The following is a 26,361-nucleotide window of genomic DNA, read 5'->3' as shown; positions in this document are numbered from 1 at the left end:
TAAAATGCTTCCTTGGCTCAGTTGGTAGAGCGACGCATTCGTAATGCGTAGGTCGCCGGTTCAAGTCCGGCAGGGAGCTGATGAGTGGAACCCCTCTTGATTATCAAGAGGGGTTTCTTGATTCCATATAACCACTTGCATGATCTCCGCAAATGATATAAAATAATAACATACAAAAGATAAGGCGGCAGACGGCAGAGTTCGTACTGCCGCTTCCGTTTGCCAGGAAAGGATATTTCACGCCATGAGACAAGAAGAATGGACGGTAGAAGCGGCAGATGCATATCTGAATGAGATACCGAAATTTACCAGTGAAAAACATACAGCGGAGGGACTTCGCAGGATGCTTTCATATCTGAATGCATTGCCGCAGGAGGAAAGAATCGTACATGTGGCCGGAACGAATGGAAAAGGGTCGGTCTGCTCGTTTCTCGATGCGATTTTGCAGAAAGCCGGGAAGCAGACGGCGCGGTTTACGTCTCCTCATCTGGTACGCGTGACGGAGCGTTTTTCCTTTGATGGACAGGAAGCAGACGATGCACTGTTCCTGGAAGCATTTGAGGCGGTTAAGGCATCATATGTTCATTTTGAGCAGGAAGGACTGGGGCGTCCGACGTATTTTGAATATCTGTTTTTGATGTTCATGTGGATGGTGCGCCGGAAAAAGCCGGAGTATGTCATTCTGGAAACGGGGCTTGGCGGACGGCTGGATGCAACGAACTGCATCGAGCATCCAGCGCTTACGGTTATCACTTCGATCAGCCTTGACCATATGGAATACCTGGGCGACACGGTGACACAGATCGCGGGCGAAAAGGCGGGAATCTTGAAAAAAAATGTGCCGGTGGTGTACGATGATACGGATGCGGAGGCTTCAGCAGTTATCAGAAATCGGGCGTCGCAACTTTCCTGTCCGGCATATCCGATCAGCCCGGAAGTGTATACGGATCTTCGGCGGGGACATGGCGGGATGAGCCTGATGATAAAAGAGAAAAGCCAGCGTCTGTTTATTCCCTTCGAAGCGGAATATCAGGCGGTCAACGCCTGCATCGCTTACCAGGCGGCACGGCTTCTTGCAGTGGACGGGGAGACAGCGGCAGCGGGCATCCGGAATGCGGTATGGCACGGACGCATGGAGGAGATCCAGGACGGAGTTTATCTGGATGGCGCTCACAATGAGGGCGGAATCCGTGCGTTTGTGGGCGCGGCGGCAGAGGTGGCAGCGCGCAGAAGAGAAGAGTCCGGGAAAGATGGTCGGATTTTTCTGCTGTTTGCAGCCGTTTCAGATAAAAATTATGAATCGATGCTGGAAACACTGATGCGGAAACTGAAGCCGGATCGATTGGTGCTGACTCATTTATATACATCGCGGGCACTTTCGATGGAGGCGATGGAAAAAGCAGCACACCGGGTGGCAGATGGCTGTGAGGTTCAAAGTATACCAGATGTAAAAACAGCTTATCAGACACTGGTTCAGGAAAAACGTCCGGAGGATACCTGCTTCTGTGTGGGTTCTTTGTATTTAATCGGAGAGCTGGAGAAAAAGATTTCCCGAACTGGATTTGACAGCACCGCCAGAATGGTGTAAGATTAGCGGGAATGTATATCCATGTAATAAAAGGAAGAAACTCTGGAGGAAAAACATGAGTGGCGAAGGAATGACAATCAATTTCGAGGAAGAAATCGAACATTTTAAACCGAGTCTGGAGGTCGAGGAGGTCGGCGAGGCGATCGTGAAGAGTGACCTGACAGATATGTCGGATATTATGATGGAACTTTTAAAACATATGAAGGAATAGGCGGACATGATGGATCGAACAAGAAAAATTCGCCTGATTTCCAACAGCTTTTACAATGCCGGGCTGGAACGGGCAAAGAGACGGGATTTAACAGGGGCGGTCGAGTATCTGAAAAAATGCCTGAACCTGAACAAGTATCATATTGATGCCAGAAATCTTCTCGGACTTATCTATTATGAGATGGGTGAGGTGTCGGAGGCGCTGGTGCAGTGGGTTATCAGCATGAACTTTAGGGAGCAGGATAACCGGGCTGATTATTATTTAGACCAGATTCAGCGCAAGCAGGATCGTCTGGATCAGGCGAGCGCGACGATTCAGAAATATAATCAGGCGCTTCTGCAGGCGCAGACCGGAAGCGACGATCTGGCGACCTTACAGCTTACAAGAGTTGTAGAAGCTAATCCGAGATTTGTAAAAGCACATCTTCTGTTGGCTCTTTTGCATATTAGTCATGAGGATTATACGAAAGCGGGCAAATCCCTGTATAAGGTACTCAAGATTGATAAAAACAATCCCAAGGCGAACTGGTATATGGAGATTGTTAAGGAACATACCGGCAAGGCGGATATCGAGCGGAGAAAGCTGAAAAATGCATTTTCCCACCGCCAGATGCGGGATGATGATGTCATTATGCCGCCGACGTACAAGGAGAATACGGGACTGCAGTCGGTGCTCAATATCGGCGCGGGACTGCTTTTGGGCGCGGCAGTTATCTTTTTCCTGGTGATGCCAGCCAAGATTAAGCAGGCAAATAATGCACATACGCAGGAAATGCTCCAGTACAATGAGCAGCTCAATCAGAAAAATGAAGAGATTGACAGTTTAAATGAGAGCATTGAGACCTCGAAAAAGGACAAAGAAGAGGCGGAGAACAAGCTGGATACGATGCTCAACAGCAATGACAGCGTTCTGAACCAGTATGCGAAGCTCGTCAAAATGCTGCAGGCATACCGCAACAATAACCTGGCAGAGGCGGTTACCTATTATGAGGGCTTTGATCCGTCATTATTTACGGACGAGACGGTCGTTTCCATTGCCAACGGGGTAAAGCAGGACATCGAGACAAACGGCTACCAGACGCTGGAGGATCTGGCATACACGATGTGGTCGGCAGGCCGTATGGAGGAAGCGCTGGCAGATTACCAGACCTGTCTGGCGATCCGTCCGGCAAACCCGAAGGTTATCTTCAGCATGGGTATGATTTACCGGGCACAGGGCGAGACAGACAAGGCGGTCGAAATGTTTACGCAGATTGTGACCCAGTATGCGGATTCCGAGCAGGCGGACAAGGCAAGACAGCAGCTCGCCGAGCTTGCGCCGGATAACCAGCAGGCTGCAGTTCCAGGTCAGTCCATCATCAGTCAGGGAGAGACTGCGGCGGATGAAACGGCAGCAGGCAGCGGAGCGGAGACGCAAGCGGCGCAGTAAGTACAAATATAATACGACAGATAATTAAGAAGAAAAGCACTGTAAAGATAAAAACTTTACGGTGCTTTTTGCTTTCCTAGGAAATCATGTCCTATGAAACAAAAAACGCTCCGTGAGGATGCGCACTCGCGCGAAGCAGAAACATGCTGCAAGCGACCGCGCGAGACGCCCGAATGTGCCAAGGCACATTCTTTTAGGCCTATAGGAAAAGGCCGCATAAAAAATCGAAAAAGGGGGAATCCTGATATGGAACGAAATATGTTTACATACGAAGCGATCGATTCGGCGCTGGTGATTCATCTGCCGAAGGAGGTAGATCATCATAACTGCCTGACACTCAAATATGAAACAGACCTGCTTCTGGCGGAAAATTATATTAACCGGATTATTTTTGATTTTTCAGGGACGGAATTTATGGATAGTTCCGGGATCGGTGTAATTCTCAACCGGTATAAGCAGATGGAGGGCAGCAGCGGCACGGTGGCGGTGTACGGGGCAGGCGAGCGGATGCGCCGGATTTTGCGGATCGGCGGCGTGTATCGTTTGGTGCAGTCGTACCGGACGAGAGAGGAGGCACTGGATGGGAGACATTAAAGGAGAGATGAATATGTATGCGGATGATATATCTGTATCAGAAACGGAAGTGAAAGGAAAACTTAAAAAAATAAAAGATTCAGAAGAATACAGAAAATTTAAACAGAATGAACAGAGACAAGCAGAGAAGAATGGCACGTGGATGCACCTGGAGATAGACAGCCATTCATCGAACGAGGAGTTTGCCCGTGTCACAGCGGCAGTCTTTATGAGCCGGATGAATCCGACGATGGAGGAGCTGGAGGATGTGAAAACGGCGGTCTCGGAGGCGGTGACAAATGCGGTGATTCATGGGTATAGCGATGAAATCGGAATTATTTACATAGAAGCGCGGATTGAGGGAGAAGAACTGATAATTTCGGTCCGGGATGAGGGAAAAGGAATCCTGGATGTGGAAAAGGCGATGGAGCCGATGTATACGACAGACACGACCGGCGAGCGCTCGGGGATGGGCTTTTCGTTTATGGAAGCGTTTATGGATAAGGTCGAGGTGGAGTCCAAGGTGGGCTGCGGAACGTGTGTGACGATGAAAAAGCGAATTGGAAGGGGATATATGAATAAAGAACAGGAAGAAAAAGAAACGGCGGAGTTCTATGGATAAAACCATCGAGCAGATCAAACGGGCACACCAGGGCGATAAGACGGCGCGGGAGGCGCTGGTAAAAGACAATCTGGGGCTTGTATGGAGCATCGTCCGCCGCTTTGCGGGGCGGGGGTGTGAGACGGAGGACTTATTTCAGATCGGAAGTATCGGGCTGTTGAAGGCGATTGATAAGTTTGACCTATCATATGAGGTGCGTTTTTCGACGTATGCGGTGCCGATGATTGCGGGGGAGATCAAACGTTTTCTCCGGGATGACGGGATCATCAAGGTCAGCCGTTCCATCAAAGAGCAAAACCAGCGGCTCCGGGCAGCGCGGGAAGCGCTCTGCACGGCGCTTGGGCGGGAGCCGACGCTGGAAGAGCTGGCGGCGCAGATTGGAGTGAGCTGTGAGGAAGCTGCCGCATCGATGGCGGCGGACAGTCCGGTTGAATCGCTCTCTGCACCAGCCAGCGCCGGGGAAGAAACTGGCCTTCTGCTTCAGGACCGGATTGCTGGGGAGACAGCGGAAAATGAGGTTCTGCTTGACCGGATGCTTTTGGGAGATTTACTGAAAATGCTCAATGGACGGCAGCGGGAGATCATTGTGCGGCACTATTTTTATGATCAGACACAGACTCAGATCGCGGCGCAGCTCGGCATTTCACAAGTACAGGTGTCGCGGATCGAGCGGAAAATATTAGGGCAGATGCGCGCAAAGCTGGAAGAAACATGAGAAAAAAGACAGGCTCATAATTCAGAATATATGAATGTGCATACTCCATTGAAAGACAGCCATACTACTGGATACAGGAACTTTTGGAGTTTCCAGAATACACAGGAAGGATGGAAAAAAATGACGGGAAATGTGAAAGTGACAATGAAAAAAAAGATGGGAATCTGTATCTGGGTCGGATGCATGATTCTGATTGTGGCAGCGCTCTGTCTCTGTCTGATGGCAGTGGGGCGGGACAGCGTCTACATTGACGGAACCTTCGTACAGCATTCCGGGGACAGCGCGGAGGCATTTTTGAGACCGGAGGCACAGACGGAGAAGGCAGCATTATGACACAGACGGTCTATCTGAAACTCAGCCAGATCACGCAGGTACATGAGAAAAATGTACCGCTTGCAAGCCTGGGAGAAGTTTATTGCAGTGAAAAAAGCGTGGAAAGCCGCTGCCGTGCGATGATCGTGAAGAGGATCCGCGGCGGCGGGAAACAGCGCGAAAGCCGTCTGGTTGGAAACGTCATGGAGATTATCCAGCAGATTGAACGGGAAATTCCGGGGACATCGGTGCAGAATCTGGGGGAGACGGATTATGTCATTCATTATCAGCCGCCGCACCGTCAGGCGCTTGTCTGGCAGTGGTGCAAGACGCTGTTCGTCTGCCTGATTTGCTTTTTCGGGGCGGCATTTGCGATCATGACATTCAACAACGATGCAAACGTGCTGGATGTATTCAAGAAAATATATGAGATCACGACGGGGCAGGCGTCGGACGGAACAACGGCGCTGGAGATCGGTTATTCGATCGGGCTTCCGGTGGGGATTTTGCTGTTTTTTAATCATTTTACTTCGTGGAAATTCAGTCTCGATCCGACGCCGCTGGAGGTAGAAATGCGCCTGTATGAGGAAAATGTCAATAAAACGCTGATTCAGAACGAGGAGCGGAAGGAGGATGACATCGATGTTTCTTAAAGAAGCGCTGCTTTTGCTGGCGGGGCTGGCGGCGGGAAGCACGGTGGCAGCGGGAGTCTACGCCTTTCTGGTGGTCATCGGCGTTTATCCGCGCCTGATTGGAAAGACGGCGACGGCGTCGAAGGGGAAAATCTTCTTGTATGAGACGATTATCGCGCTGGGAGGATTGTTTGGAAATGTGGTGGATTTATTTACAGAGAAGGTGAAACAGCTGACCGCGAGTTTCCTGAGAATAGCGTGGTCAGCGGCAATGCCGGAGGCAGAGTTGTGGCAGAAGGCAGCAGAAGGCGGTGGCAGAACGGGAGCTGGTGCTGGATTTCTGGTGATGCTTGGAAATGTCTCCGGACAGCTGCTTCTAGCGGCTGCGGGACTTTCCTGTGGTATTTTTGTGGGCTGCCTCGTCATGTCGCTGGCAGAGACATTGAAAGCCCTGCCGGTGCTGAGCCGCCGCCTGCGTCTGGCAGTGGGGCTGCCATATCTGATTCTCGCGATTGCAGCGGGGAAATGTGCGGGTTCGCTGTATTATTTCTTACATGGAATTGGAAGACAGTAGAAGAGAGGAGAAACCATGGAAGCCAGAAAAGATCAATATGAAGCATATGTCAAATCGGTTACGCCCGTCCACAGTACATGGAAAAATGTGTTGATGGCGGGTATTTCCGGCGGGCTGATCTGCCTGGCGGCGCAGATCAGCACAAATTGTCTGGTTCAGACAGGCATGGAGGAGAAAACGGCGGCGCTCTGGACGATGCTGGGACTGATTCTGCTCAGCGTTATCCTGACAGGGGCAAATGTATTCCAGAGGCTGGCTCGTGTTTTTGGAGCTGGTGTGCTGGTTCCGATCACCGGATTCGCCAATTCAGTTGCATCCCCGGCGCTGGAATACAAGGCGGAAGGACAGGTGTTTGGTGTCGGATGCAAAATATTTACAATCGCGGGTCCGGTGATCCTGTATGGGATTCTGAGTTCGTGGGGATTAGGGGTTGTGTATTGGGGGTGGATGATGCTGACTCAATAATAAACGAGAAAAAGTCTCAATAATATAATAAGAATCTTTCTTGTTTTATGAAAAATGAGGGTTTACAATCCGGAAATAAATACCTATAATAGCCATAGGGTAATCTGACCGTCTGAACAGCCAGATTCATTATAGAAAAAAGGAACCAGAGAGATGGACGTTTGCTAAGAAGGATAACCGCTTTCGTGACGAGGCGGCTGTCACAGATCAGACAGACCGAGCATGAATGTCTCAGCCGGTCCCGGAAATGGAGTGCTTTATGGCAGAAAAAGTGTTAGAAGTAAATCAGATAAAGGCAAATATAGAAGAAAAAGAGATTCTGCACGGCGTTGATTTAAGCGTCGGTGCAGGGGAGGTACATGTCCTGATGGGACCGAACGGCGCTGGAAAATCGACGCTCGGCAACGTCCTGATGGGAAACCCGAGATACCAGATCACGGGCGGTCAGATCTTATTTAAGGGCGAGGACATCACACATGAGTCCACGGACAAGCGTTCCAAAGCCGGTATGTTCCTGTCCTTCCAGGAGCCGCTGGAGGTGCCGGGACTTTCGCTGGAAAGCTTCCTGCGGAGCGCGATGCGCCAGCAGACCGGCAAGAACTTAAAGATCTGGGAATTTCATAAACAGCTTAAAAAAGCGATGGACATTCTCCAGATGGATGAATCGTATGCACAGAGAAGCTTAAACGTGGGCTTTTCCGGCGGTGAGAAGAAAAAATCTGAGATTTTACAGCTGATGCTCTTAAATCCGAGCCTGGCAATCCTTGATGAGACAGACTCCGGTCTGGATGTTGATGCAGTCCGTCTGGTTTCTAAGGGAGTGGAAGAGTATCAGAAGAACCAGAACGGCGCGCTTCTCATCATTACGCACAGCACCCGGATTCTCGATGCGCTGCATGTTGACTATACACACATCATGGTAGATGGAAAGATCGTGGCAACCGGTGACGGCTCTCTGGTTGATAAGATCAACCGGGAAGGCTACGAATCCTTTATCCGTGAGGCGGGTGTGGCAGACGCCCAAAACTAATCGTTACTGTTCGCAGGCAGGCGTTTTGGGAATCGAGAGTGCCGCAGGATAATGCGACAGTAATAACGAATCAGCACGGGTAATATGGAGGCATCAAACATGAAAGAAAAAACGTATGTAGATGATATTGATCGCAGCATCTACGATATAAAAGACAAAGAAAATGACGCATATAAAGTAAAAGCAGGTCTGACTCCGGAGATCGTTGAGAAGATTTCTAAGGAGAAAAATGACCCGGCGTGGATGCAGCAGTTCCGTCTGCAGTCCTTACAGATTTACAATTCCCTGCGGGTTCCGAATTGGGGACCGGATATCGAGGATCTGGACATGGACAACATCGTAACCTATGTCCGTCCGAAATCCAAGATGAGCGCCAAATGGTCCGAGGTTCCGAAGGACATCAAAGATACCTTTGAACGTCTGGGAATCCCGCAGGCGGAGCAGAAATCGCTGGCAGGCGTGGGCGCCCAGTATGACTCGGAGTTAGTATATCATAACGTGCGCGCGGAGGTAGCGGCGCAGGGCGTTGTCTACACCGATCTGGAGAGTGCGATGCACGGCGAATATGCGGACATGATCCGAACGCATTTTATGCATCTGGTCAAACCGCAGGAACATAAATTTGCAGCACTGCACGGGGCAGTCTGGTCCGGTGGCTCTTTTGTGTACGTGCCAAAGGGCGTGTCGGTTACGATCCCGCTTCAGTCATATTTTCGTCTCAATGCACCGGGAGCCGGACAGTTTGAACATACGCTGATCATCGTTGATGAGGGTGCATATCTGCACTTCATAGAGGGCTGTTCTGCGCCGAAATATAACGTGGCAAACCTGCATGCGGGCTGTGTCGAGCTGTATGTCGGCAAAAATGCGAAACTCCGCTATTCGACGATCGAGAACTGGTCGAAAAATATGTACAATTTGAACACCAAGCGCGCGATTGTGGAAGAGGGCGGCACGATCGAGTGGGTATCGGGTTCCTTTGGTTCCCACGTATCGTATCTGTACCCGATGAGTATCTTAAAGGGCGACGATTCAAGAATGGAATTTACCGGCATTACTTTTGCCGGAGAAGGTCAGAACCTCGATACCGGTGCGAAGGTAGTCCACACGGGCAAACGGACTTCTTCCTATATTAATACGAAATCTATTTCCAAGGACGGCGGTGTCAGCACGTTCCGAAGCAGCGTACAGATTGGAAAACAGGCATCCGGTTCTAAGGCATCGGTTTCCTGCCAGTCCCTGATGCTGGATGATATTTCACGTTCCGATACGGTTCCGGCGATGGATATCCGAACCCGCGACGCGAACGTCGGCCATGAGGCAAAGATTGGACGGATCAGCGACGAGGCTGTTTTCTATCTGATGTCACGCGGCATCAGCGAGGAGGACGCGCGCGCAATGATCGTCAGCGGATTTGCGGATGATGTATCGAAGGAGCTGCCGCTTGAGTACGCGGTTGAGATGAATAACCTGATTCAGCTTGAGATGAAAGGCAGTATCGGATAATAGATGGTTACTGTTTGCAGCGGGGATTTTGAAATAACAGATTCTGCTGCGGGGCATGCAAGTGCATGAATGGTAACGACAGGAGGAAACAATGGGACAGAAAGAAATGATAGTAAACATTCTTCCGACCCGAACCTGGAACCGGCTGGGAATGAACGAAAGCCAGATACAGATTGAGTGGCCGGAGGAAAGTGTTTTGATAAAACCGGAGCGCCTGGCAGCAGGTGTGACCTGGGAAAAAGAAATTTCCGGAAAAGAGTGGGACGAGATCCAGACCGGCATGGGACGCGAGTACGATGCGATGGCGGCGGAATGCGGAACGGCTGGCGCAAATAAAACGGACACTGTAAATGGAACGGCTGTTGCAGAAGAAAATGCCGGTGCGGGAAGTATCTACCGGCTGACAGCGGAAGCGGCAGCTGTGCTTCAGAATGAAAATACAGAATGGACGGTTCTCTGCGTCGATTACAAAAACGGCAGTTACCAGAACCGCCTCTGCCTGGATGCAAAGGAAAACAGCCGCTTAAACGTGCTGATCGTATTCCGCTCCGGGGAGGACGCACAGGGAACATCCTCGTTCCAGGTAAAGGTTCATGCGGAAAAGAATGCAAAGGTACAGCTTCAGGAAGTGCAGCTTCTCGGCGCAGGATATACCTGCCTGAGTGATATCGGTGCGTCCTGCGGGGAAAATGCCACATTTGAGCTTTTGAAACTGGAGCTGGGCGCAGGCAAGGTCTACGCGGGCTGCCTGACCGAGCTGGAAGGAAAAAAGAGCGCATTTGACGCGAAGATCGGCTATTACACCAGTGTAAACCAGAAGCTGGATATGAACTATACAGTACGCCATCGCGGCAAAAAGACAGAGAGTATGATGGAAGTCTCTGGCGTTTTGCAGGACGGTTCCTCCAAGCTGTTCCGCGGAACCATCGATTTCGTGCCGGGATGCGCCGGGGCAAAGGGAACTGAGCGCGAGGATGTGCTGCTGCTCGGCGATGACATCGTAAACCAGACGATTCCGCTGATTCTGTGTGCGGAAGAAGATGTCGAAGGAAATCACGGCGCTTCGATGGGCGATCTGGACGATGCAACGCTGTTTTATCTGTGCTCCCGCGGACTGTCGAGAGAGGAAGCTGAGCGCATGGTAGCGCGGGCGAGAATCGACGCGCTGAATGAGCTGGTAGCTGACGAGGCAGTACAGAAGCAGGTTCAGGAGTTCATGAACCAGAAGCGATAATAAAATGAAAAAACTGTAAGTTGGCTGCGGTTTGTTTTTGCAGCAAGTATACAAACAAATATATAAGAAGGAACAGAACATGACAGATTACAAGAAAGATTTTCCCCTGCTTGCGGGTTCGGATATCGCATATCTGGACAATGCGGCAACGGCACAGCGCCCGGAGGCGGTATTAAAGGCAGTGGAAGATTTCTATACAAAGAAAAATGCCAATCCGCTCCGCGGGCTCTATGAGCTGGGAATCGAGGCGACGGAGGCATATGAAGCGGCAAGAGAGCGCGTGCGGGAATTTATCAATGCTGGAAAGACGAGCGAGGTCGTGTTTACACGCAACAGCACCGAGAGCCTGAATTTGATCGCGTACAGCTATGGTTTAACCAGTCTGAAAGCAGGCGATGAGATCTTAATCAGCATTGATAACCACCACAGCAATATCCTGCCGTGGCAGATGGTATCCAGACAGACAGGCGCGAAGCTCGTTTATCTGGAATGTCAGCCGGATGGTTCCTACCGGGATGAGGATATGGAAGCCCTGGTGACAGAAAAGACAAAGATCGCAGCCATGCCGCAGATTTCCAATGTCCTTGGCCGCAGAAATCCGGTAGAGAAGCTGACGAAACTGGTGCATGAAAAAGGCGGTGTCATCGTCATCGATGCGGCACAGAGCGCCCCGCATATTCCGGTGGATGTGCAGGCACTGGATGCAGATTTCCTTGTATTTTCCGGTCACAAGCTGATGGCACCGATGGGAATCGGCGTCCTGTACGGAAAAGAGACCCTTCTGGATGCGATGTCGCCGTTCCTGACGGGCGGCGAGATGATCGATTCGGTCAGCCGGGAATCCGCAGTCTTTGCCGAACTGCCGCACAAATTCGAAGCCGGTACCGTCAATGGCGGCGGTGCGGTCGGCTTACAGGCGGCGATCGATTATCTGATGAACGTCGGATTTGACGAGGTGCGGAAGCGTGAGGAGCTGCTGACAACACGGGCAATGACGGCGATGCAGCAGATTCCGGGCGTTCATATCCAGGGAAGTGATAAGCCGGAAGAGCACAACGGAATTATCAGCTTTACCGTGGACGGCGTACATCCGCACGATATCGCGTCGATTCTGGATGCCGCAAATGTCAATGTGCGCGCAGGCCACCATTGCGCCCAGCCGCTTTTAAAACATCTGGGTGTATTTGCAACAGCGCGTGCCAGCTTTGCGTTCTACAATACGGAGGAGGACATCGACCGTTTTGTCCAGAACCTGAAAGAAATCCGGAGGAAAATGGGATATGGAGAATAGAACCTTTTACAATGAAATACTGACGGATCACAATCTGCATCCGTTACATAAAGAAAAGCTGCCGGATGCCAATCTGGTATTAGAGGGCGTCAATCCGAGCTGTGGAGATGACATCATTCTTCAGCTGAAGGTCGAAGATGGACAGGTGGTAGACGGTGCTTTTGAGGGAAGCGGCTGCGCAATCTCCCAGGCATCCGCTGATATCATGCTGGATCTGATCATCGGAAAATCCGAAGAGGAAGCACGCCATCTGGCGGATCTGTTCCTGCGGATGATCAAGGGCGAGGCAGGCGAGAACGAGATCGAAGAACTCGAGGAAGCCGGTGCCCTGGTCGATGTTTCCCATATGCCGGCGCGTGTCAAATGCGCGGTGCTGGGATGGCATACGATGGAAGAGATGCTGGATAAGGAAAACGAGAAATAAGAGAGAAGATAAAAAGAAACGGGAGCTATTCTTTTGGGAGTGTCAGGGCGGGACGTACCATTTCCGCTCTGATGATCTATATACCTGAAATAGTCTGGAAAAGAAAGAAAAGTCAGATGTGTTGGTGAAAATATATACAAAAATAGATTGGCAAAAACAAAACACGTATAGAGAAAATAGCAAAAAAAAGCCGATCTAGATGCGTGTTTCGTATAAAATATCCAAAAGATTGACGGCATATTTACAAAAACAAACAAAGATGTTAAAATAATGATAAAAAGGATGCAGATGGCGATGTACATACGGATGGCGTACAGCTGAATCCTGTGGCTGGAGGTATGAGAGATGCCAAATTTTTCATATAAAGCGCTGGGACGGGATGGAAAAGAAGTCCGGGGAGTGCTCCAGGCTGAGAGTGAAGCGGCAGCCGCTTCCAGAATCCGGGAAAACTATCCGATTCTTTTGAGCATCAGCCAAAAGAAAGAGAAGAAAAGACCTGATGAGGGCAGTCTCCTGGAAATGGAGATCGGAAGCAGGCGGATCAAGACGAAGAAGCTGGCGATCCTGTGTTCACAGTTTGCGCTCACCCTTCATTCGGGCATGACAGTGGCACACGCGATGCGTATGCTGGCAGATCAGAATGAGGACAAGCGGATCCGGAAGATCCTGGGGGCTGCGGCAGAGGAAGTAGCTGCAGGAAGTACCGTTGCGTCGGCGCTGGAAAAGTATAGCGACCGTTTTCCGCTCACATTTATCGAGACGATCCGGGCAGGCGAGCAGTCTGGTACGCTGGAACGATCCTTTGACAGGCTTCAGAAGTTTTACGAAAAGTCCTACAAGACGACGGAGAAGATCAAGGGAGCGATGACCTATCCTTTGTTTGTCGTTGCGGTTGCGGTGGTTGTCCTGATTATCGTCATGGCGAAGGTTATCCCGACACTGGCAGATGTATTTGCCGATCTGGGCGGTACGCTGCCGCTGATGACGCGGATGCTGATCGCGACTTCTCATTTCTTCGCGAAGTGGTGGCTGCTGATGCTGGCGGTGCTGGCGTTTTTGAAGATTGGTTCGCAGGTCTACGGCAATACGCCGCAGGGACGGATTGAGAAAGAAAAGATCATGTTATCCCTTCCACTTGTGGGCGCGATCAACCAGATGAACGGCGCAGCGCAGTTTGCCAATACAATGTCGGTGCTTCTGGCAGCGGGTATCACGATCAATCAGGCGGTTGACACGACGGCGAAGGTCATGGACAATGCACTTCTGAGCGAGGATGTTCGCTCCATGCGCGAAGGAATCGAGCGGGGACGCAGTCTGGTGGAATGTCTGCAGGGAAAGAAATATTTCCCGCCGACGATGGTCGATATGTGTTCCGTCGGAGAAGAAACCGGTGAGCTCGAGGAGACACTGGACAATGTTGCCGATTATTACGCCAACGAGGCGGATTATCGAATTCAGCGGCTTCTGGCACTGCTGGAACCGACGATGCTGGTGGTGCTTGCGATTTTTGCGGGTATCATTGTAGTGTCGATTTATCTGCCTATCTTTACGATGTACGATCTGATGTAAGCGTAATTGACTGCACACATGTGAAATGTGATACAGCATAGGCTGGATGGCGCAGAGATAATTCTCTGTTCATTAATATAATACTATACAAGGAGATTGATTTTATGAAAGGTTTAATCAAGAAAGTTCGTGGGAACAAAAAAGGTTTCACACTGGCTGAGCTGTTGGTGGTTGTTGCAATTGTGGGCATCCTGGTTGCAATCTCGATTCCGGTATTTACGGCACAGCTGAGCAAGGCTAGAAAGGCTACGAATCAGGCGAATATGAGAGCAGCAAAGGCGGCAGCGGTTGCTCAGTATCTGACAGACAGTGCAGATTCAGCTTCAAAAATTGAATATGATTATGACATTAGTACAGGACAGGCTACTGTAGTAACGGGAAACAAAAAAGCTACTACAGAAAAAACTCTTGATGATGTTGATGGAAAAGAAAAGTACGATTTGTTTAGTGTATCAATTGAGCCGAGTAAAAATGGAACAGCATCTACTGATAAAGATGCAATCAATGGTGCGATTATTAAACTGTATGTTGGAAAACAATAAAATTAGTGTTCATAAATAACCACATACGTGGAGAAAATGGATGGGGTTTTTCCCATCCATTTTTGCTAAATGCGCCTGCCAGAGCTTTCATTTGTGGTGGTACACCTGACTGCCAGGCGCATGAAGGTTTAGAAGTAACTGTTCACAGGTAGGAATTTTCTGAACTGAAAATTCCGTACGATACAGTTCTGGCAGCAGATTTTGCCGATTTGGAATGCGCAGCATCGGCAAAATCCCGTTGCTGGGCACACGTGTGTGAACAGTAACGTTTAGAATGGAAGTGATGTTCACATCAGAAATTTTTCAGGATTTAAAAATCCATTCATTGTCAGATACATAAGCGTGACCTGCAACGCACGAATCAAAACAAAGTCAGCAGGTCATTTTGATAAAAAGTGGGTGAGCAAATGAAAAAGAACCAACACGGTTTTACACTGGCAGAGCTGCTGGTGGTGATAGCGATCGTAGGGATCCTGGCGGCGATCAGTATTCCGATTTTTACGGCACAGCGGAAAAAAGCGGTCATCGCAGCCAATCAGGCGAATGTCCGTGCGGCGAAGGCGGCGGCCGTGGCAATGCTGTATGGAAGCAAGGAAAGCCTGGAACGCTACGAGAACCAGCCGCAGAAGCAATACCGCTATTACCGATACAATGTAAAAGAGGGAAAGATTGTCTGTCAGGCAGAGGGAGAGAACGCGCACATTGAGTACGCACAGGGAAGTGGAACAAAGAAGGTAAATGACCTGGGGCAGGAATACCGGAAGACGGCGATGGAAGCCAAGACACCGTGTACAGATATTCTGGTTTACATCGGAAATCCGGCGGCTAATCCATATGCGAATACGTCTCCGCTTCAGACCGCTCCTTTCTATGAGGGAAATGAAGTTGGGGGAACCAGCCAGAATCCATTTGGTCCAAAGCCGGGATTTGGCGCCAAATAAAAGAAATGAAATTGGGCGTTTTAAGATAAAGATAGCGTTTTACATATCTTGGAAGATATAAAATATTGGGGATTTACAAACAGACAGAACATGGGTACGGACAGGAGATATTCCATTGATGCTGCATCAAACCACATTTTTAACAATTTACATTTTGATGATTACTTTTATTCTGGGCTGTGCGCTCGGAAGTTTTACAGACTGTCTGGCAGGGCGGATGTTAAACGGAACGTCCGTTTTGAAAGGGAGATCCCACTGTGATGCCTGCGGTCATGTGCTGGGAGTACTGGATTTGGTACCGCTTTTTTCACGGCTGTGCCTGCGGGGCAGGTGCCGTTATTGCGGAGCGAAGATCCCGGCGGAGGCATTCTGGACGGAACTTGTTTCAGGAATTGCATGCTGCCTGATTATGTACCGGTACGATGTCTCGGTGCTGGCACTGCGGGGAATTCTGCTCTGGATGGTGCTTTTATGTCTGACACTCACAGATCTGCATGCGTGGATCATACCGGACCGGCTTCAGATAGCCGGAATCCTGATCTTTTTCGGCACGGCGCTGGGCTTACCGGAACCGGGAAGACAGATGCTGCGGGGAGTTCTGACCGGTGCCGGACTGGCTGTCAGTATGCTGGCACTTTCCCTGCTGTTTGACCGCCTGACCGGAAAAGAAAGCTTGGGGGCGGCGATGTAAAACTTTTTTTTGTGACGGGACTGTATATGCGTTCCGCCTGGGAGGTATTATTTTTCCTGATTCTCAGCTGTGTGCTGGGAATTGCAGGTTCTGTCATCGGTCGGAGGGAGAAAATTCCGTTTGGACCGGCGATTGCGGCGGCATGTTTTTGTATGCTGCTGTATGGAGATATATGGACACAATGGTATACAGGGCTCTTTTAAAGGGAGTGCAGAGATGAAGAATTGTTTAGGAATTGAGATTGGACATTACCGTATCAAGATTGCATATGCGGAAAATGGCGAGCTTCGCGAATTTATCAGCGAGCGGGTCGAGGGGATCGACCGGAACGATATGCGTCAATATGCGGATTTAATAAAGGATTTGTTGAAGGAGTATGCGATCCGCTGCCGGAACGTCGTGTTTGTCATCCGGCAGGAGGATGCGTATGTGCGGCGCTTTGAGCTGCCGCTGATGACGGAGGAACAGCTCCGGCTGAATCTTCCATATGAGTTCCATGATTATATCGGAAACGAGATGGATAAGTACGTCTTTGATTATGCGATGATCTATGCGGATCAGGAAAAAATGGATTTGATTGGTGCGGCGTGTACGAAAGAGCTGTCGCAGCAATTTGAAAAACTGGCCAAGATGGCACACTTGAAATTGGTCGGTCTGGTTCCGGCCGTGCTGGGACTGGAATGGATTCTGGAATATGCAGAAGAGAGAATGGCGGATGAGAAGAAGGCTTTGGAGACAAAGCTGAATGCAGAACCTCATAAAAAGGAAGAAAAAGAGAACGCAAAGGGGGCAGAAAAATCGGAAACTGTGAAAGACTATGCGATTCTCGATCTGGGAACCCAAGCATTGCGGATCCATTTCTTTCGCCAGGGGATCTATGATATTACCCGTACCATGGAGCCGGGCTGTGAGGAGATCGAGCAGATCCGTTTGGGAGATAAGAACAAGATGCAGGAACTGGGAATTGAGGTGGAGGAAGAAAACCGCGAGGAGACCGACAAAGAAAAGATGGCGGCTGTGCTGGAGGAGCAGTACCGGACCCGCGCCGTCCAGGTCATGCGAGTTTTGAACTTTTATAGCTTCAACAATGTGAATAATACGATCGACAGCCTCTATTATTGCGGCGGAGGCGCACGATACGGGGAATTGATTGATGCGCTGAAAGAAACGCTGGATCTGCCGGTGCGGAGTGTGGCGGAGCTTCTGCCGGAGGTCTCTTTGGATGAGGAAGACGAGTGGATCGACAGCCCACAGGCATACGGTGTATTACTTGCATAAGGAGGAAGAGCGGTGGCTGATTTAAAATCAATCGCGAATATGCAGATTGGCGGTCCGAAGTATCCGAAAAAACGGCGCATCAATCTGTATCAGAAGCAGGTTAAAAAAGGAAAGATAGCGGCAGAATTGGGTGTGTTTGTCGTATTTATGGGACTAGTTTATGGGTTTTCGCAGTTTGGCGTGGTGCGTCTTCTGAGAAAGGCAGACCAGGCGGAGGCAGTCTATGCGGCGACTGAGCAGCAGCTTTCGGCGCTTCAGAAGTCCAACGAGGTGTACAGTGAGGTTCAGGCGGAATACGCACATTATGGAAATGGGTACCTGAATGAGGAAGAGAGACAGCTTCCAGACCGGAGAAAGATGTTGGATTCGCTGAAATCACAGATTTTCCCGCTGACGGCCGTTTCGACGGTTTCGATCACCTCCGATCAGATGGCATTAGAGGGAAGAATTCCCAATGGTTCCTCCTTTCCGGAGCTGGTTCGCGATGCGGAGGCGGATCCGGATGCACGCTATGTGACGGCGTCTCTGGAAGAGACGGTTCAGAAAGAGGGGGAGGAGCGGGTTCTTGCGGCTTCCAAACCGGTGGGCGTGTCGATGACTGTATTTTTTAACGTACCAGAAGAGGACGGAGAAAAACAATGAATTCGTTAAAGAAATATATCTTATCAAGAACGCAGAAGATTGTACTGCTTCTGTTTGTAATCATATTGATCGCGGCGGGCTACTATGCCGGATTCTATCTTCCGGTGCAGAGGCGGATCCAGGCGGCGGATACGACGGATCTGGAGGCACAGATCCAGATGGAGCAGGTAAAGTCGAAGCAGATCCAGCAGATGAAGAAGGAGATAGAGGAAAATAAGGCATCCAATGCGCCGATGGTTCCGGCTTACAATCATTTTAAGGAAGAGACGGAAGAGCTGAACCGCATTTTTGCAGATGCGTATAATTTCAGCTTCCAGTATTCGGAACCGAAGGTGGATGGGATGCAGATCCGGCGTGCGATGAATATTTCTTTTACGGCAGATTCGTTTGATCACGCTGTTTCGATGCTTCATGAGGTAGTGGAAGGATCATACCGCTGCCTGATCGAGGATCTGAGCATTCAAGATGATGAAGATCTGGAAGATGAAGAGTTAAAGGATATCCGCATCCACCCGGTAGCAGTGACGTTCCAGCTGACTTATTTTGAGACCCGATACGATGCGGAATCAGAAGAAGGTCTGGATCTGGAACCGGAGGAAACGCAGGCACCGTCGGGACTGGCGAATGCGGATGTGTCGAACCTGCAGCGTTCGGACCTTGAGACAGCGGCAGAGGCGGCGCTGGGAGAATAAAGCATGAAAAAAGCAGAGAACAGTGAAAAACACCCGGAAATCTGGAAGCGGGTTTTCAGCTGTATGAAAAATCAGGATGGCGCCAGCTTGATGGCGGCGCTCCTGTTTTTTGTGTTTTGCGGGGTGGGCGCGTCGATCATTCTGGCGTCCGCCTCTGCATCGGCTGGTAAGATCCGGAATCTTCCGGGAGAAGATCAGAAGCGGTATGCGGTGGACTCGGCGGCGGTATTTCTGCGGGATGAACTGCAGAAGACGGAAAATATAGTCAAGATCAAGGAAGTGATCGTGCATGACAGCCGGGAAGACGAGGAAAACGATAAGGATGATTTTTACTGCTACTACGTCGGCAGCTGGAAAAACACGGATAATGAGGCGTCGTGGCAGAAGTTCTATGGAACGGATTCGGGTTTGTCAAGCCCAGAGAGTGGGAATAGCGCGATTCTCGATTCACTGATCGTGGATATTTATAGAAATAATGAGTATCGGAAGCTGGCAGACGGGGACGATGCGTCGGAGGAAGAAATGGCGTACAAAGATTTTACCCTGTCAGTGAAGAAAGACGGAACGACCGGGGACACGATTGACCCGTTAAAGACCAGTGTACGTCTGTGGATGGCGGATGATTATAAAATCAAGGCGGTTATCTCAGATACAGTAACGGCGGATGACAGGAAGGAAGAGCGGTGCGAGAAACGGCTGGAGCTGGAAGCAGCACATAGCTCCGAGCATAAGACGGTCACAGTACGGGGCGATGACGACGAATCGGACGACGACGATTCCTACACGATCACGACGACGACCATCATTACGACGATCCGCTGGCAGAACGGAACAATAGAGAAGGAGCTGCTGCAGAATGATAAGTAGAATGAAATGGGCAGCTGGAAGAAAGCTGCGTGCCAATACGGGCGAGACACTGACAGAGGTACTGATATCGGTTCTTGTGATTGCACTGGGAATGACGATGTTTCTGAGTGCATTTCTGGCGTCCGGCAGGATGCTGCGGCAGGGCGAAGAGCAGATGGCGAGCTATTATGACAGCCGCAATCAGCTGGAGAACAACCGGACAGCGAAACAGGCGTCGGGCAGATATGTTCTGGAGCTGGAGGCATCTGGAACCGGCGGCATGAAGAAAAGCCTGGCGTCAAATGCCTACCAGACAGGCACACAGACGAATTACCGGACGGGACAGTATCCCATCGTGCTGTATGTGAGCCAGGCTGATTCGGATGCAGAAGAGGAAGAGGTAAACTTACAAGAGCTGCTTTACAGATACCGATAGAGGAGACAGAGATGGGACAGGAGAGATGTGAATGCCGCAGATGCAGAAATAGGCATTGCAGGCAGCAGAAACAGACGGCATCCAAGGGTCACCGGAAGCTCTTTTCAGTATGTCAGAAAAAACTCCGGTCACAGAACGGTATGACGCTGACGGAGCTTCTGGCGGCGATTGTGATTCTCGGTATGATCGGCACGGTGCTTGGAGGCGGCGTGATGATGGTAAAAAATGTTTACCAGAGGACGCAGGAACAGGCAGATGCAGAGCAGGCGCTGTCGCTCACGGCGCAGCTGATGACCGATGAATTTGCGAATGCGCTGGAAGTGAAAAATTCTGCCGGGACTTCCGCAACAGGAGAATTGGTAACACCTCTTTTGCGGAGTGGAAACAGCCACCTGTGGCTGCACTTCAGTGCGACAGACTGGTCTGGCACGGGCATTGAAAAATGGTATGGGGATTATACTTACGATGATGCGTATAATAAGATATCCTTGCTGACGCAGGCGGCGATTTCGGATGAATACTATACGGCATTTGACGGCTATACCTATTCGGAGGAGACAGCATGCTTTACGGTTCAAAATTTGGCGATCTACCGGAAAAAAGATACGATGGGAACTTCCCGGAAAGCGGTGGTAAAGCCGATTAACCTGACCGTGCGTGCAGTCAATCTGGATCAGAAATAAAATAAAAACTAACTGTTCAGCAGGTCTGCGCGTGACTGTGAAGGTACTGAACAGTTACAATAAAAAGAGGAACGAGGACAGATGGAGCAGAAGAGACAGAACAAACAGAAGAGAAGGGCGGCGTTTACACTGGCGGAATTTTTGACGGTGATTGCGATTGTCGGTATTCTTGCCAGTCTTTCTTTTGTTGCGGTGATTCATTACCAAAGAAAGCTCCGCCGTCTGGAGATGGATCAGACGGCGAAGGAGATCTTTCTGGCGGCGCAGAATCATCTGACACTGGAGGTCTCCAGTGGGACGATTCCGCGTCTGCTCCATATGGAGGCACAGGGGGAATTTTCAGACGATCAAAAGCAGGCAAAGCTGGGAATTTCGGTAGATAATACAGTGCTGGCGGAGGAGAAAGAGGGAAATATCTACGGGGTTCTCTATGTGCCGGAAAAACAGGCAGGGCAGCCTGAATCGGAACAAGAAGAGTCTGGCGGTGAGATGGCGCTGGCATCTGCGAATGTGACCGAGGAGATCCGGCAGCGCCTTCTTCCGTTTGGATCGATTGATGAGACCGTCCGTGGAGACGGGAGCTATCTTATTTTCTATGATCCGGAGGCAGGACTGGTCCGCGAGGTGTGGTATTCGGATCGTTATCAGTTTGTGCAGACGGATATCGGAAGCGAGGCACTTCTGGCGGCGGCGTCTGATGCCGGAAAACGGGAGCGGTTTACGGGAGCTAACTCCAATTATAAGGATCAGAAACTGCCGATCGGATATTACGCATCAGGAAATCTGGAAGTCCCGGAACTGCCGGTGGAGGAATTCGAGGCGCCGACAGTGAAACTGGTGAATGATGATATTTTATATGCAAAAATCGAGGATCCGAATAAAAATGAACATTCACTGAGTCTGTTTGTAAAGGGAGAAAAGAGCGGTACAACCGGATACATCGAGATCAATCCCCCGGAAACCAGCCGCTCGGCGCGTGTGGCGAAGGTGTCCGGAGCTTCGGGCAATTCGGATGGAACGTATCAGGTCATTCTGGATGACATAGCGGCGCCAGCCGGCACGGGCACAAGTACAGGATTCAAATTTATGGATTTCAACCAGCCGGCACAGACGGATATGATATTTCAGCAGGATGAAAGAGGTTTTGCCTCCTTTATTCCGGGCGAAAATATCTTTGTGTACGCGCAGGTTTTCAACAATGAAGCGCTTTCGCAGGTTAAGACGAGCAATATAGAATCCGGCAGCAGCCTCTTTGCATCGATCAGTACGGACCGAAGCGCGGAGATTGGCAGCTTCCGCCATCTGGAAAATCTGGATGAGCGGGTTTCAGGCTGGGATCCGGATCAGCTGTACACTGGGGCGGTGACTACATCCAAAACGGTTACGGCGATGCAGAATAGTGATCTGACCTGGAAAGCGGGAGAAAACATTGCGGACGAGAGCGGTTACTGCGGACATGTGGCGAAGCTGCATACGGCATTTGGCTCGAATTTTTTGAATCAGAATGCGGAAACCATCTCGATTGCCTACCGGGTGACGGATCAAACGAATGCAGATCGGACGAACCCGACGGCACAGGCATATACCACGGAGGCGGGAAGCTATCTTCCGCTTAGTCTGCCGTACCCACTGGACTATCAGGGAAATACATACCGGATCGATGGTCTGCAGGTAGGAAAAACGGCGGGAAGTTCAATCACAGCAGTAGATGGGACGGGTGGACTGTTTGGAACGGTAACACAGGATATGAGTGTTAAAAACCTGCTGATCTGCCAGCCGGTGGTCCGGACGAAGGCGAGTGCAGGCGCTTTGATTGGTGCGGTGACGCCGGGAACGGATTCCCGGGGAGCTACGAATCTGGCAACGGTAAAAATTAAAAATGTGCAGATTGAATATCCGCAGGTACAGGCAGAGCAGACCGGCGCTTCTGCCGGTGCGTTGGTGGGCACATTTGAGGGCGTCACTCTGACCGTCCAGGATGCGCTGGCGGAGAATCATTTCCGTGATAAGCTGGGAAGCAGCACAGAAAAAGCAGCCGATCTGAAGCTGGAGGAAGAAAGCAAATACCGGATCCGCGCTTTAAAGGGAACGGCGGGCGGCCTGATCGGCACGGCAAAGGGGAAAATTTCCCTGACCGACAGCGCAGCGGCACTCTATGTGGAAGGCATGTACGCCGGCGGTTTGGTCGGAACTGCTGAGAAAGCAGCAGCTGCAGCCGCCGCAAGCGGTTCCACGGTGCAGATTCAGAGCTGTTATGTCGGCGGTCATACAGCAAACAAGAAGTTTGATACCTCCCAAAAACCAGGGAATGGGGCAAACGCCAATACAGCCTTTGAGAATCTTACCGGACGTTATAACGTAGCGGCATATACCGGCGGATTCGCAGGGGGTCTCGCCGCACAGCTTCCGGCAGACAGTCAGATAGCGAATACATATGTGTCGGCGTCGGTGTATTCGCCGACGGCTGAGGAAAAATCGGATGAAACGGAAGGTGGAAGCGGTACGGCGGCGGATGAAACAGAGGATCTGGCGATGAAAGCACCTGCGTTTGTTGCGTTCTATGATTATGCAAGTAGAACGAATGGAATACTTCCATCGGAGACGAGTGGTACGGGGACGAACAAAAAATCAGTTTATCCGGGGTGCTATGTGTGCAGTAAGGTGAATGAGAAGTATGTGCTTGCATACGCAGAAGAACTTTCAGAACTGTTTGGTGCTGAGGGAACGGGTGCAGACAGCGAGAATACATATCCCTATGATCCGGAATTAAAGAAAGCAGAAATACCGATTTATCCCATGCCGACGATCCAGAAAGTAGCGGAAAAATTTGCTGCGCAGAACGCTTCAAAGGGATTTTCCTGGTTTCTGAATAACCATGTCGGGGACTGGGACAAGGAAGAGAACGAAGAGGCGCTGCATACTGGAAACAGGCTGTATATCGATTATGTCTCTCCGTCTCCGCTTGAAGAAAATCAGAGAATACATCTGATATTTTCGATTACCGGCGAATTGAGCGGTAAAACGATGTGGTATGTTCTCCAAGTCAATACTGGTGATTTGCAGGAAAATACTCTGAGAACGGGATCGAAATTTTGCTTTGTAGATACGAAAGAGAAAGCTGCCAGCTGTGCAGAAAATGAGGCAAATGGCAGTTGGACGAGCTTTGCTGCAGAAAACAGGGTAAATCGTTTTGAAATAGGCATAACGGAAGAGAAAAAGTTGAAATTGCGTTTCTATCTGGATGATTTATCACGTGAGGGTGGAAATTTCTGTAGTCTGGGTACCTGGGGAGGTTATCAGCCGGGCGGTTACATAAATGGAGAAAATGTTATCGTAAAATTGAGCGAGGATGGCTATCCGCCGACAGAAAATACAAAGCTCTCATACAAGTTCAACAGCTGCTTTGCCGATGTAATTGAACGAAATGGTGATGGAACGGATACCTATACGGTTAAGGTCGCCAATGGGCGTCATCTGCAGAATCTGAATTTCTGCGGAGAAGGCTATGGTGGTTTAAAGATCACACGGGTCATTCAGACCGATAATATTCTCTGGCAGGAGGATGATTCGATTACCTCACAGACGGAAGCGTATTGTAAAGAGGTGAAAGATGCATACGGAAAGATGACGATCTACAGTCCGGGAAATTCCAAGTATGAAGGTGGAAGTTTCTGGCCGATTAACAACCCGGATATTATCTCTTATGATGCGGAGGTGGATGAGAAAGAAAAAGCAAAACTGGGTGAATGTTATACGATTGCAGGCTTAAAGATAACTCCTGTTGCCTGGAATGGTGCGGCTTTATTTCAGAAGACGGATCATCTGACGATATCAAACTTGAATCTGAAGGATCCGGACATTTCCTGTCAGGGGCAGAATACAGCAGGGCTGGTGGCGCAGGCAGGCACTTCGGCGGACAGCTATCTAACGATTAAAAATATCCATATATATGGAGAAGAATCCCGGATTTCTGGAACGCTGGCAACAGGCGCGGTGGTTGGAAGCACGAATAGTGGCAGTCTGACACTCGACCATGTAGTTGTAGATGCACCGACGCTGCAAATAAGTGGAGGAAAAACCGGAGGCTTGATCGGGGAAGCAAAAGTAAGTGATTTAGTGATGAATCACGTATATGTTTCAGGAAAAAATGCACGGATACAGGGAACCGATGCTAGCGGAGGTCTGGTCGGCTTTGCCGAGAGCTCTGGTCAGATGAAGTTGGAAAACAGCTTCTTCTCTGGGTATGTGGATACAACTGGAACCGCCGGAGGTTTGTATGGATACCTGAAAAACAACCAGAATGGCGGAACTGCCGGGAAAGAATTCAGCATTGAAAACAGTTATGTCGGCGGACGGAACCGCTCTTACGGTTATACGGAAAGTGGTGCGGAAGTGCTGTCAGATAGAAAGAATGTGTCAGGCGGCAGGTGTGCCGGAGGCCTCGTGGGGTGGATGGATGGTCCGATTTCGGTAATACAGAGTTTCAGTGCAGCGGATGCGTGTGGAACGAATACATATAATGCCATCGCAGGCGGTTTATTTGGAAAATATGATTCTGCAAAACTGGTTCTTTCGAACTGCTACACAACAGGAAGTGTGAAAGCGGCTGGAACCTCAATGTTCCTTGGACACTATATTGGTCAGTTGAACAATACCTGGTGGTGGGGGCCAGGAGCCCAGCTGGAAGCTGGCATTCTTTCGGTCCCGGAAGAATGCTGGTATCTGCCAAAGCTAAGCGACGCAATCATTGGCGCACCTTATGTGGACAGCAGCTCTGTAAAGGACAGCTATTCCAGTATTACCAGGACAGGTGCCGCTGACCTGTCGTCCAAAACAGGCACCAATGGCGTTGATCAGACGATCGCAATAGATGATTCTCTGCAAGGAAAAGCATATCCATATCCAATTTGGACGATCTATGAACCAACAGTTTGGCAGACTGGCACACGCCTGTATGTGGGCGACTGGGATTAGGAAATTAAGAAAAATTAGAAAACGATTGAAAACTGGAAACAGGCGCTATTTTACATACCGGGCGGAACCATCAAATTTTTGCCCGGCAGGCAGGATAGCGCTTGTTTTTATCTCAGTCGAGAAGACTCCCACCTCTTCAGGTGGTGAGTAATAGCAAATTTGTCTCAGTGGGAGTTGGGTCTCCGACTGAGATAAACGCTCCGCGAGGATGCGCAGCGATTCTGCACAGAATAAGTGTTTTACTTGCATATAGGAATTTTCTGAACTGAAAATTCCGTACGATACAGCTCTGGCAGCAGATTTTGCCGATTTGGAATGCGAAGCATCGGCAAAATCCCGTTGCTGAGAACAGTATAAGTGAACAGCAACGAATATGTCAGCTTCGCTGACCAGAATCACGCGCCAAGTCTCACGGACGTTCGACTTGAAAAAAATGCCGGATGGGCAATCAGCGAAATTCTC

General features: G+C 50.0%; 26 protein-coding genes and 1 tRNA gene. All 27 read left to right on the top strand.

From position 1 onward, the window contains the following. Positions 1 to 6 precede the first annotated feature (6 nt). The 27 genes from DW739_RS03300 to DW739_RS03170 all read left to right on the top strand — a co-directional run bounded on the left by DW739_RS03300 (position 7) and on the right by DW739_RS03170 (position 25,899). Positions 7 to 79 (top strand) — tRNA-Thr (locus DW739_RS03300). Between the two features lie 165 nt (positions 80 to 244). Next, positions 245 to 1,588 carry a Mur ligase family protein gene (locus DW739_RS03295; protein WP_118742605.1) on the top strand — a complete coding sequence of 448 codons (1,344 nt, stop codon included), beginning with the start codon at positions 245 to 247 and terminating at the stop codon, positions 1,586 to 1,588. Between the two features lie 55 nt (positions 1,589 to 1,643). Next, entirely contained in the window at positions 1,644 to 1,799 is a 156-nt protein-coding gene (locus DW739_RS14840) for a hypothetical protein (RefSeq protein ID WP_022358683.1), read from the top strand. 6 nt (positions 1,800 to 1,805) lie between these two features. Then, positions 1,806 to 3,227: a tetratricopeptide repeat protein gene (locus tag DW739_RS03290; protein WP_243023722.1), complete on the top strand. Its 1,422-nt coding sequence runs from the start codon at positions 1,806 to 1,808 to the stop codon at positions 3,225 to 3,227. A 246-nt stretch (positions 3,228 to 3,473) separates the two neighbouring features. Continuing rightward, positions 3,474 to 3,821, top strand: coding sequence for an anti-sigma factor antagonist (locus DW739_RS03285; RefSeq protein ID WP_022358681.1), 348 nt, complete (start codon positions 3,474 to 3,476; stop codon positions 3,819 to 3,821). Positions 3,822 to 3,963: 142 nt separating this feature from the next. Further along, positions 3,964 to 4,422 carry an anti-sigma F factor gene (gene spoIIAB, locus DW739_RS03280; RefSeq protein WP_118742714.1) on the top strand — a complete coding sequence of 153 codons (459 nt, stop codon included), beginning with the start codon at positions 3,964 to 3,966 and terminating at the stop codon, positions 4,420 to 4,422. Beyond that, complete coding sequence (locus DW739_RS03275) at positions 4,415 to 5,137, top strand: SigB/SigF/SigG family RNA polymerase sigma factor (RefSeq protein WP_118468787.1); 723 nt, start codon at positions 4,415 to 4,417, stop codon at positions 5,135 to 5,137. Before spoIIAB ends, DW739_RS03275 begins: the two co-directional genes overlap by 8 nt. 120 nt (positions 5,138 to 5,257) lie before the next feature. Continuing rightward, positions 5,258 to 5,470: a hypothetical protein gene (locus DW739_RS03270; protein WP_022358678.1), complete on the top strand. Its 213-nt coding sequence runs from the start codon at positions 5,258 to 5,260 to the stop codon at positions 5,468 to 5,470. Then, positions 5,467 to 6,102 (top strand): stage V sporulation protein AA, encoded by a 636-nt coding sequence (locus DW739_RS03265; RefSeq protein ID WP_118468785.1) that lies wholly within the window; start codon positions 5,467 to 5,469, stop codon positions 6,100 to 6,102. The genes DW739_RS03270 and DW739_RS03265 overlap by 4 nt, the downstream gene beginning before the upstream one ends. Beyond that, positions 6,092 to 6,655, top strand: coding sequence for a stage V sporulation protein AB (locus DW739_RS15035; protein WP_243023721.1), 564 nt, complete (start codon positions 6,092 to 6,094; stop codon positions 6,653 to 6,655). Before DW739_RS03265 ends, DW739_RS15035 begins: the two co-directional genes overlap by 11 nt. A gap of 15 nt (positions 6,656 to 6,670) precedes the next feature. Beyond that, positions 6,671 to 7,120 carry a SpoVA/SpoVAEb family sporulation membrane protein gene (locus tag DW739_RS03250; RefSeq protein WP_107000055.1) on the top strand — a complete coding sequence of 150 codons (450 nt, stop codon included), beginning with the start codon at positions 6,671 to 6,673 and terminating at the stop codon, positions 7,118 to 7,120. Between the two features lie 259 nt (positions 7,121 to 7,379). Beyond that, the gene (gene sufC / locus DW739_RS03245) at positions 7,380 to 8,150 is read left to right on the top strand and encodes a Fe-S cluster assembly ATPase SufC (protein ID WP_118683665.1); all 771 of its coding nucleotides are present in this window, start codon (positions 7,380 to 7,382) and stop codon (positions 8,148 to 8,150) included. 99 nt (positions 8,151 to 8,249) lie between these two features. Then, on the top strand, positions 8,250 to 9,656 hold the full coding sequence (gene sufB / locus DW739_RS03240) for a Fe-S cluster assembly protein SufB (RefSeq protein ID WP_118524112.1): 1,407 nt from the start codon (positions 8,250 to 8,252) through the stop codon (positions 9,654 to 9,656). Positions 9,657 to 9,747: 91 nt separating this feature from the next. Further along, positions 9,748 to 10,890: a SufD family Fe-S cluster assembly protein gene (locus DW739_RS03235; protein ID WP_118524113.1), complete on the top strand. Its 1,143-nt coding sequence runs from the start codon at positions 9,748 to 9,750 to the stop codon at positions 10,888 to 10,890. Between the two features lie 79 nt (positions 10,891 to 10,969). After that, positions 10,970 to 12,181, top strand: coding sequence for a SufS family cysteine desulfurase (locus DW739_RS03230; RefSeq protein ID WP_118524114.1), 1,212 nt, complete (start codon positions 10,970 to 10,972; stop codon positions 12,179 to 12,181). Then, positions 12,171 to 12,605, top strand: coding sequence for a Fe-S cluster assembly sulfur transfer protein SufU (gene sufU, locus DW739_RS03225; protein WP_107000051.1), 435 nt, complete (start codon positions 12,171 to 12,173; stop codon positions 12,603 to 12,605). The genes DW739_RS03230 and sufU overlap by 11 nt, the downstream gene beginning before the upstream one ends. A 345-nt stretch (positions 12,606 to 12,950) precedes the next feature. Next, positions 12,951 to 14,174: a type II secretion system F family protein gene (locus DW739_RS03220; RefSeq protein WP_118683668.1), complete on the top strand. Its 1,224-nt coding sequence runs from the start codon at positions 12,951 to 12,953 to the stop codon at positions 14,172 to 14,174. Positions 14,175 to 14,278: 104 nt separating this feature from the next. Continuing rightward, positions 14,279 to 14,716 (top strand): prepilin-type N-terminal cleavage/methylation domain-containing protein, encoded by a 438-nt coding sequence (locus tag DW739_RS03215; protein WP_107000049.1) that lies wholly within the window; start codon positions 14,279 to 14,281, stop codon positions 14,714 to 14,716. Between the two features lie 407 nt (positions 14,717 to 15,123). Further along, positions 15,124 to 15,657 (top strand): type II secretion system protein, encoded by a 534-nt coding sequence (locus tag DW739_RS03210; RefSeq protein ID WP_107000048.1) that lies wholly within the window; start codon positions 15,124 to 15,126, stop codon positions 15,655 to 15,657. 118 nt (positions 15,658 to 15,775) lie between these two features. Continuing rightward, positions 15,776 to 16,348, top strand: coding sequence for a prepilin peptidase (locus tag DW739_RS03205; protein ID WP_118742604.1), 573 nt, complete (start codon positions 15,776 to 15,778; stop codon positions 16,346 to 16,348). Positions 16,349 to 16,564: 216 nt separating this feature from the next. Beyond that, positions 16,565 to 17,626, top strand: a complete 1,062-nt coding sequence (locus DW739_RS03200) for a pilus assembly protein PilM (RefSeq protein ID WP_181357149.1) — start codon at positions 16,565 to 16,567, stop codon at positions 17,624 to 17,626. Between the two features lie 12 nt (positions 17,627 to 17,638). Beyond that, a complete protein-coding gene (locus DW739_RS03195) occupies positions 17,639 to 18,268 on the top strand; it encodes a hypothetical protein (RefSeq protein ID WP_118490628.1) in 630 nt (209 codons plus the stop codon). Further along, on the top strand, positions 18,265 to 18,960 hold the full coding sequence (locus tag DW739_RS03190) for a hypothetical protein (protein WP_118472854.1): 696 nt from the start codon (positions 18,265 to 18,267) through the stop codon (positions 18,958 to 18,960). Before DW739_RS03195 ends, DW739_RS03190 begins: the two co-directional genes overlap by 4 nt. Before the next feature lie 3 nt (positions 18,961 to 18,963). After that, the gene (locus DW739_RS03185; protein ID WP_117795689.1) at positions 18,964 to 19,827 is read left to right on the top strand and encodes a hypothetical protein; all 864 of its coding nucleotides are present in this window, start codon (positions 18,964 to 18,966) and stop codon (positions 19,825 to 19,827) included. After that, positions 19,817 to 20,242, top strand: a complete 426-nt coding sequence (locus tag DW739_RS03180; RefSeq protein WP_147341923.1) for a hypothetical protein — start codon at positions 19,817 to 19,819, stop codon at positions 20,240 to 20,242. The genes DW739_RS03185 and DW739_RS03180 overlap by 11 nt, the downstream gene beginning before the upstream one ends. An 11-nt stretch (positions 20,243 to 20,253) precedes the next feature. Then, positions 20,254 to 20,925 carry a type II secretion system protein gene (locus DW739_RS03175; protein ID WP_117795685.1) on the top strand — a complete coding sequence of 224 codons (672 nt, stop codon included), beginning with the start codon at positions 20,254 to 20,256 and terminating at the stop codon, positions 20,923 to 20,925. Positions 20,926 to 21,006: 81 nt separating this feature from the next. After that, the gene (locus tag DW739_RS03170) at positions 21,007 to 25,899 is read left to right on the top strand and encodes a prepilin-type N-terminal cleavage/methylation domain-containing protein (protein ID WP_118742602.1); all 4,893 of its coding nucleotides are present in this window, start codon (positions 21,007 to 21,009) and stop codon (positions 25,897 to 25,899) included. Positions 25,900 to 26,361 lie beyond the last annotated feature (462 nt).

The sequence above is a fragment of the Clostridium sp. AM28-20LB genome, from assembly GCF_003480665.1.
In the GTDB taxonomy this organism is placed as follows: domain Bacteria; phylum Bacillota; class Clostridia; order Lachnospirales; family Lachnospiraceae; genus Otoolea; species Otoolea fessa.
Note: the sequence above shows the minus strand (reverse complement) of the source record. Positions and strands in the feature narration are given on the sequence as shown.

What these genes read in the sequence shown, in the direction of transcription:
- DW739_RS03295 (WP_118742605.1), top strand. Translation starts at nt 245, where the DNA reads ATGAGACAAGAAGAATGGACGGTAGAAGCGGCAGATGCATATCTGAAT.
- DW739_RS14840 (WP_022358683.1), top strand. Translation starts at nt 1,644, where the DNA reads ATGAGTGGCGAAGGAATGACAATCAATTTCGAGGAAGAAATCGAACAT.
- DW739_RS03290 (WP_243023722.1), top strand. Translation starts at nt 1,806, where the DNA reads ATGATGGATCGAACAAGAAAAATTCGCCTGATTTCCAACAGCTTTTAC.
- DW739_RS03285 (WP_022358681.1), top strand. Translation starts at nt 3,474, where the DNA reads ATGGAACGAAATATGTTTACATACGAAGCGATCGATTCGGCGCTGGTG.
- spoIIAB (WP_118742714.1), top strand. Translation starts at nt 3,964, where the DNA reads ATGCACCTGGAGATAGACAGCCATTCATCGAACGAGGAGTTTGCCCGT.
- DW739_RS03275 (WP_118468787.1), top strand. Translation starts at nt 4,415, where the DNA reads ATGGATAAAACCATCGAGCAGATCAAACGGGCACACCAGGGCGATAAG.
- DW739_RS03270 (WP_022358678.1), top strand. Translation starts at nt 5,258, where the DNA reads ATGACGGGAAATGTGAAAGTGACAATGAAAAAAAAGATGGGAATCTGT.
- DW739_RS03265 (WP_118468785.1), top strand. Translation starts at nt 5,467, where the DNA reads ATGACACAGACGGTCTATCTGAAACTCAGCCAGATCACGCAGGTACAT.
- DW739_RS15035 (WP_243023721.1), top strand. Translation starts at nt 6,092, where the DNA reads ATGTTTCTTAAAGAAGCGCTGCTTTTGCTGGCGGGGCTGGCGGCGGGA.
- DW739_RS03250 (WP_107000055.1), top strand. Translation starts at nt 6,671, where the DNA reads ATGGAAGCCAGAAAAGATCAATATGAAGCATATGTCAAATCGGTTACG.
- sufC (WP_118683665.1), top strand. Translation starts at nt 7,380, where the DNA reads ATGGCAGAAAAAGTGTTAGAAGTAAATCAGATAAAGGCAAATATAGAA.
- sufB (WP_118524112.1), top strand. Translation starts at nt 8,250, where the DNA reads ATGAAAGAAAAAACGTATGTAGATGATATTGATCGCAGCATCTACGAT.
- DW739_RS03235 (WP_118524113.1), top strand. Translation starts at nt 9,748, where the DNA reads ATGGGACAGAAAGAAATGATAGTAAACATTCTTCCGACCCGAACCTGG.
- DW739_RS03230 (WP_118524114.1), top strand. Translation starts at nt 10,970, where the DNA reads ATGACAGATTACAAGAAAGATTTTCCCCTGCTTGCGGGTTCGGATATC.
- sufU (WP_107000051.1), top strand. Translation starts at nt 12,171, where the DNA reads ATGGAGAATAGAACCTTTTACAATGAAATACTGACGGATCACAATCTG.
- DW739_RS03220 (WP_118683668.1), top strand. Translation starts at nt 12,951, where the DNA reads ATGCCAAATTTTTCATATAAAGCGCTGGGACGGGATGGAAAAGAAGTC.
- DW739_RS03215 (WP_107000049.1), top strand. Translation starts at nt 14,279, where the DNA reads ATGAAAGGTTTAATCAAGAAAGTTCGTGGGAACAAAAAAGGTTTCACA.
- DW739_RS03210 (WP_107000048.1), top strand. Translation starts at nt 15,124, where the DNA reads ATGAAAAAGAACCAACACGGTTTTACACTGGCAGAGCTGCTGGTGGTG.
- DW739_RS03205 (WP_118742604.1), top strand. Translation starts at nt 15,776, where the DNA reads ATGCTGCATCAAACCACATTTTTAACAATTTACATTTTGATGATTACT.
- DW739_RS03200 (WP_181357149.1), top strand. Translation starts at nt 16,565, where the DNA reads ATGAAGAATTGTTTAGGAATTGAGATTGGACATTACCGTATCAAGATT.
- DW739_RS03190 (WP_118472854.1), top strand. Translation starts at nt 18,265, where the DNA reads ATGAATTCGTTAAAGAAATATATCTTATCAAGAACGCAGAAGATTGTA.
- DW739_RS03185 (WP_117795689.1), top strand. Translation starts at nt 18,964, where the DNA reads ATGAAAAAAGCAGAGAACAGTGAAAAACACCCGGAAATCTGGAAGCGG.
- DW739_RS03180 (WP_147341923.1), top strand. Translation starts at nt 19,817, where the DNA reads ATGATAAGTAGAATGAAATGGGCAGCTGGAAGAAAGCTGCGTGCCAAT.
- DW739_RS03175 (WP_117795685.1), top strand. Translation starts at nt 20,254, where the DNA reads ATGGGACAGGAGAGATGTGAATGCCGCAGATGCAGAAATAGGCATTGC.
- DW739_RS03170 (WP_118742602.1), top strand. Translation starts at nt 21,007, where the DNA reads ATGGAGCAGAAGAGACAGAACAAACAGAAGAGAAGGGCGGCGTTTACA.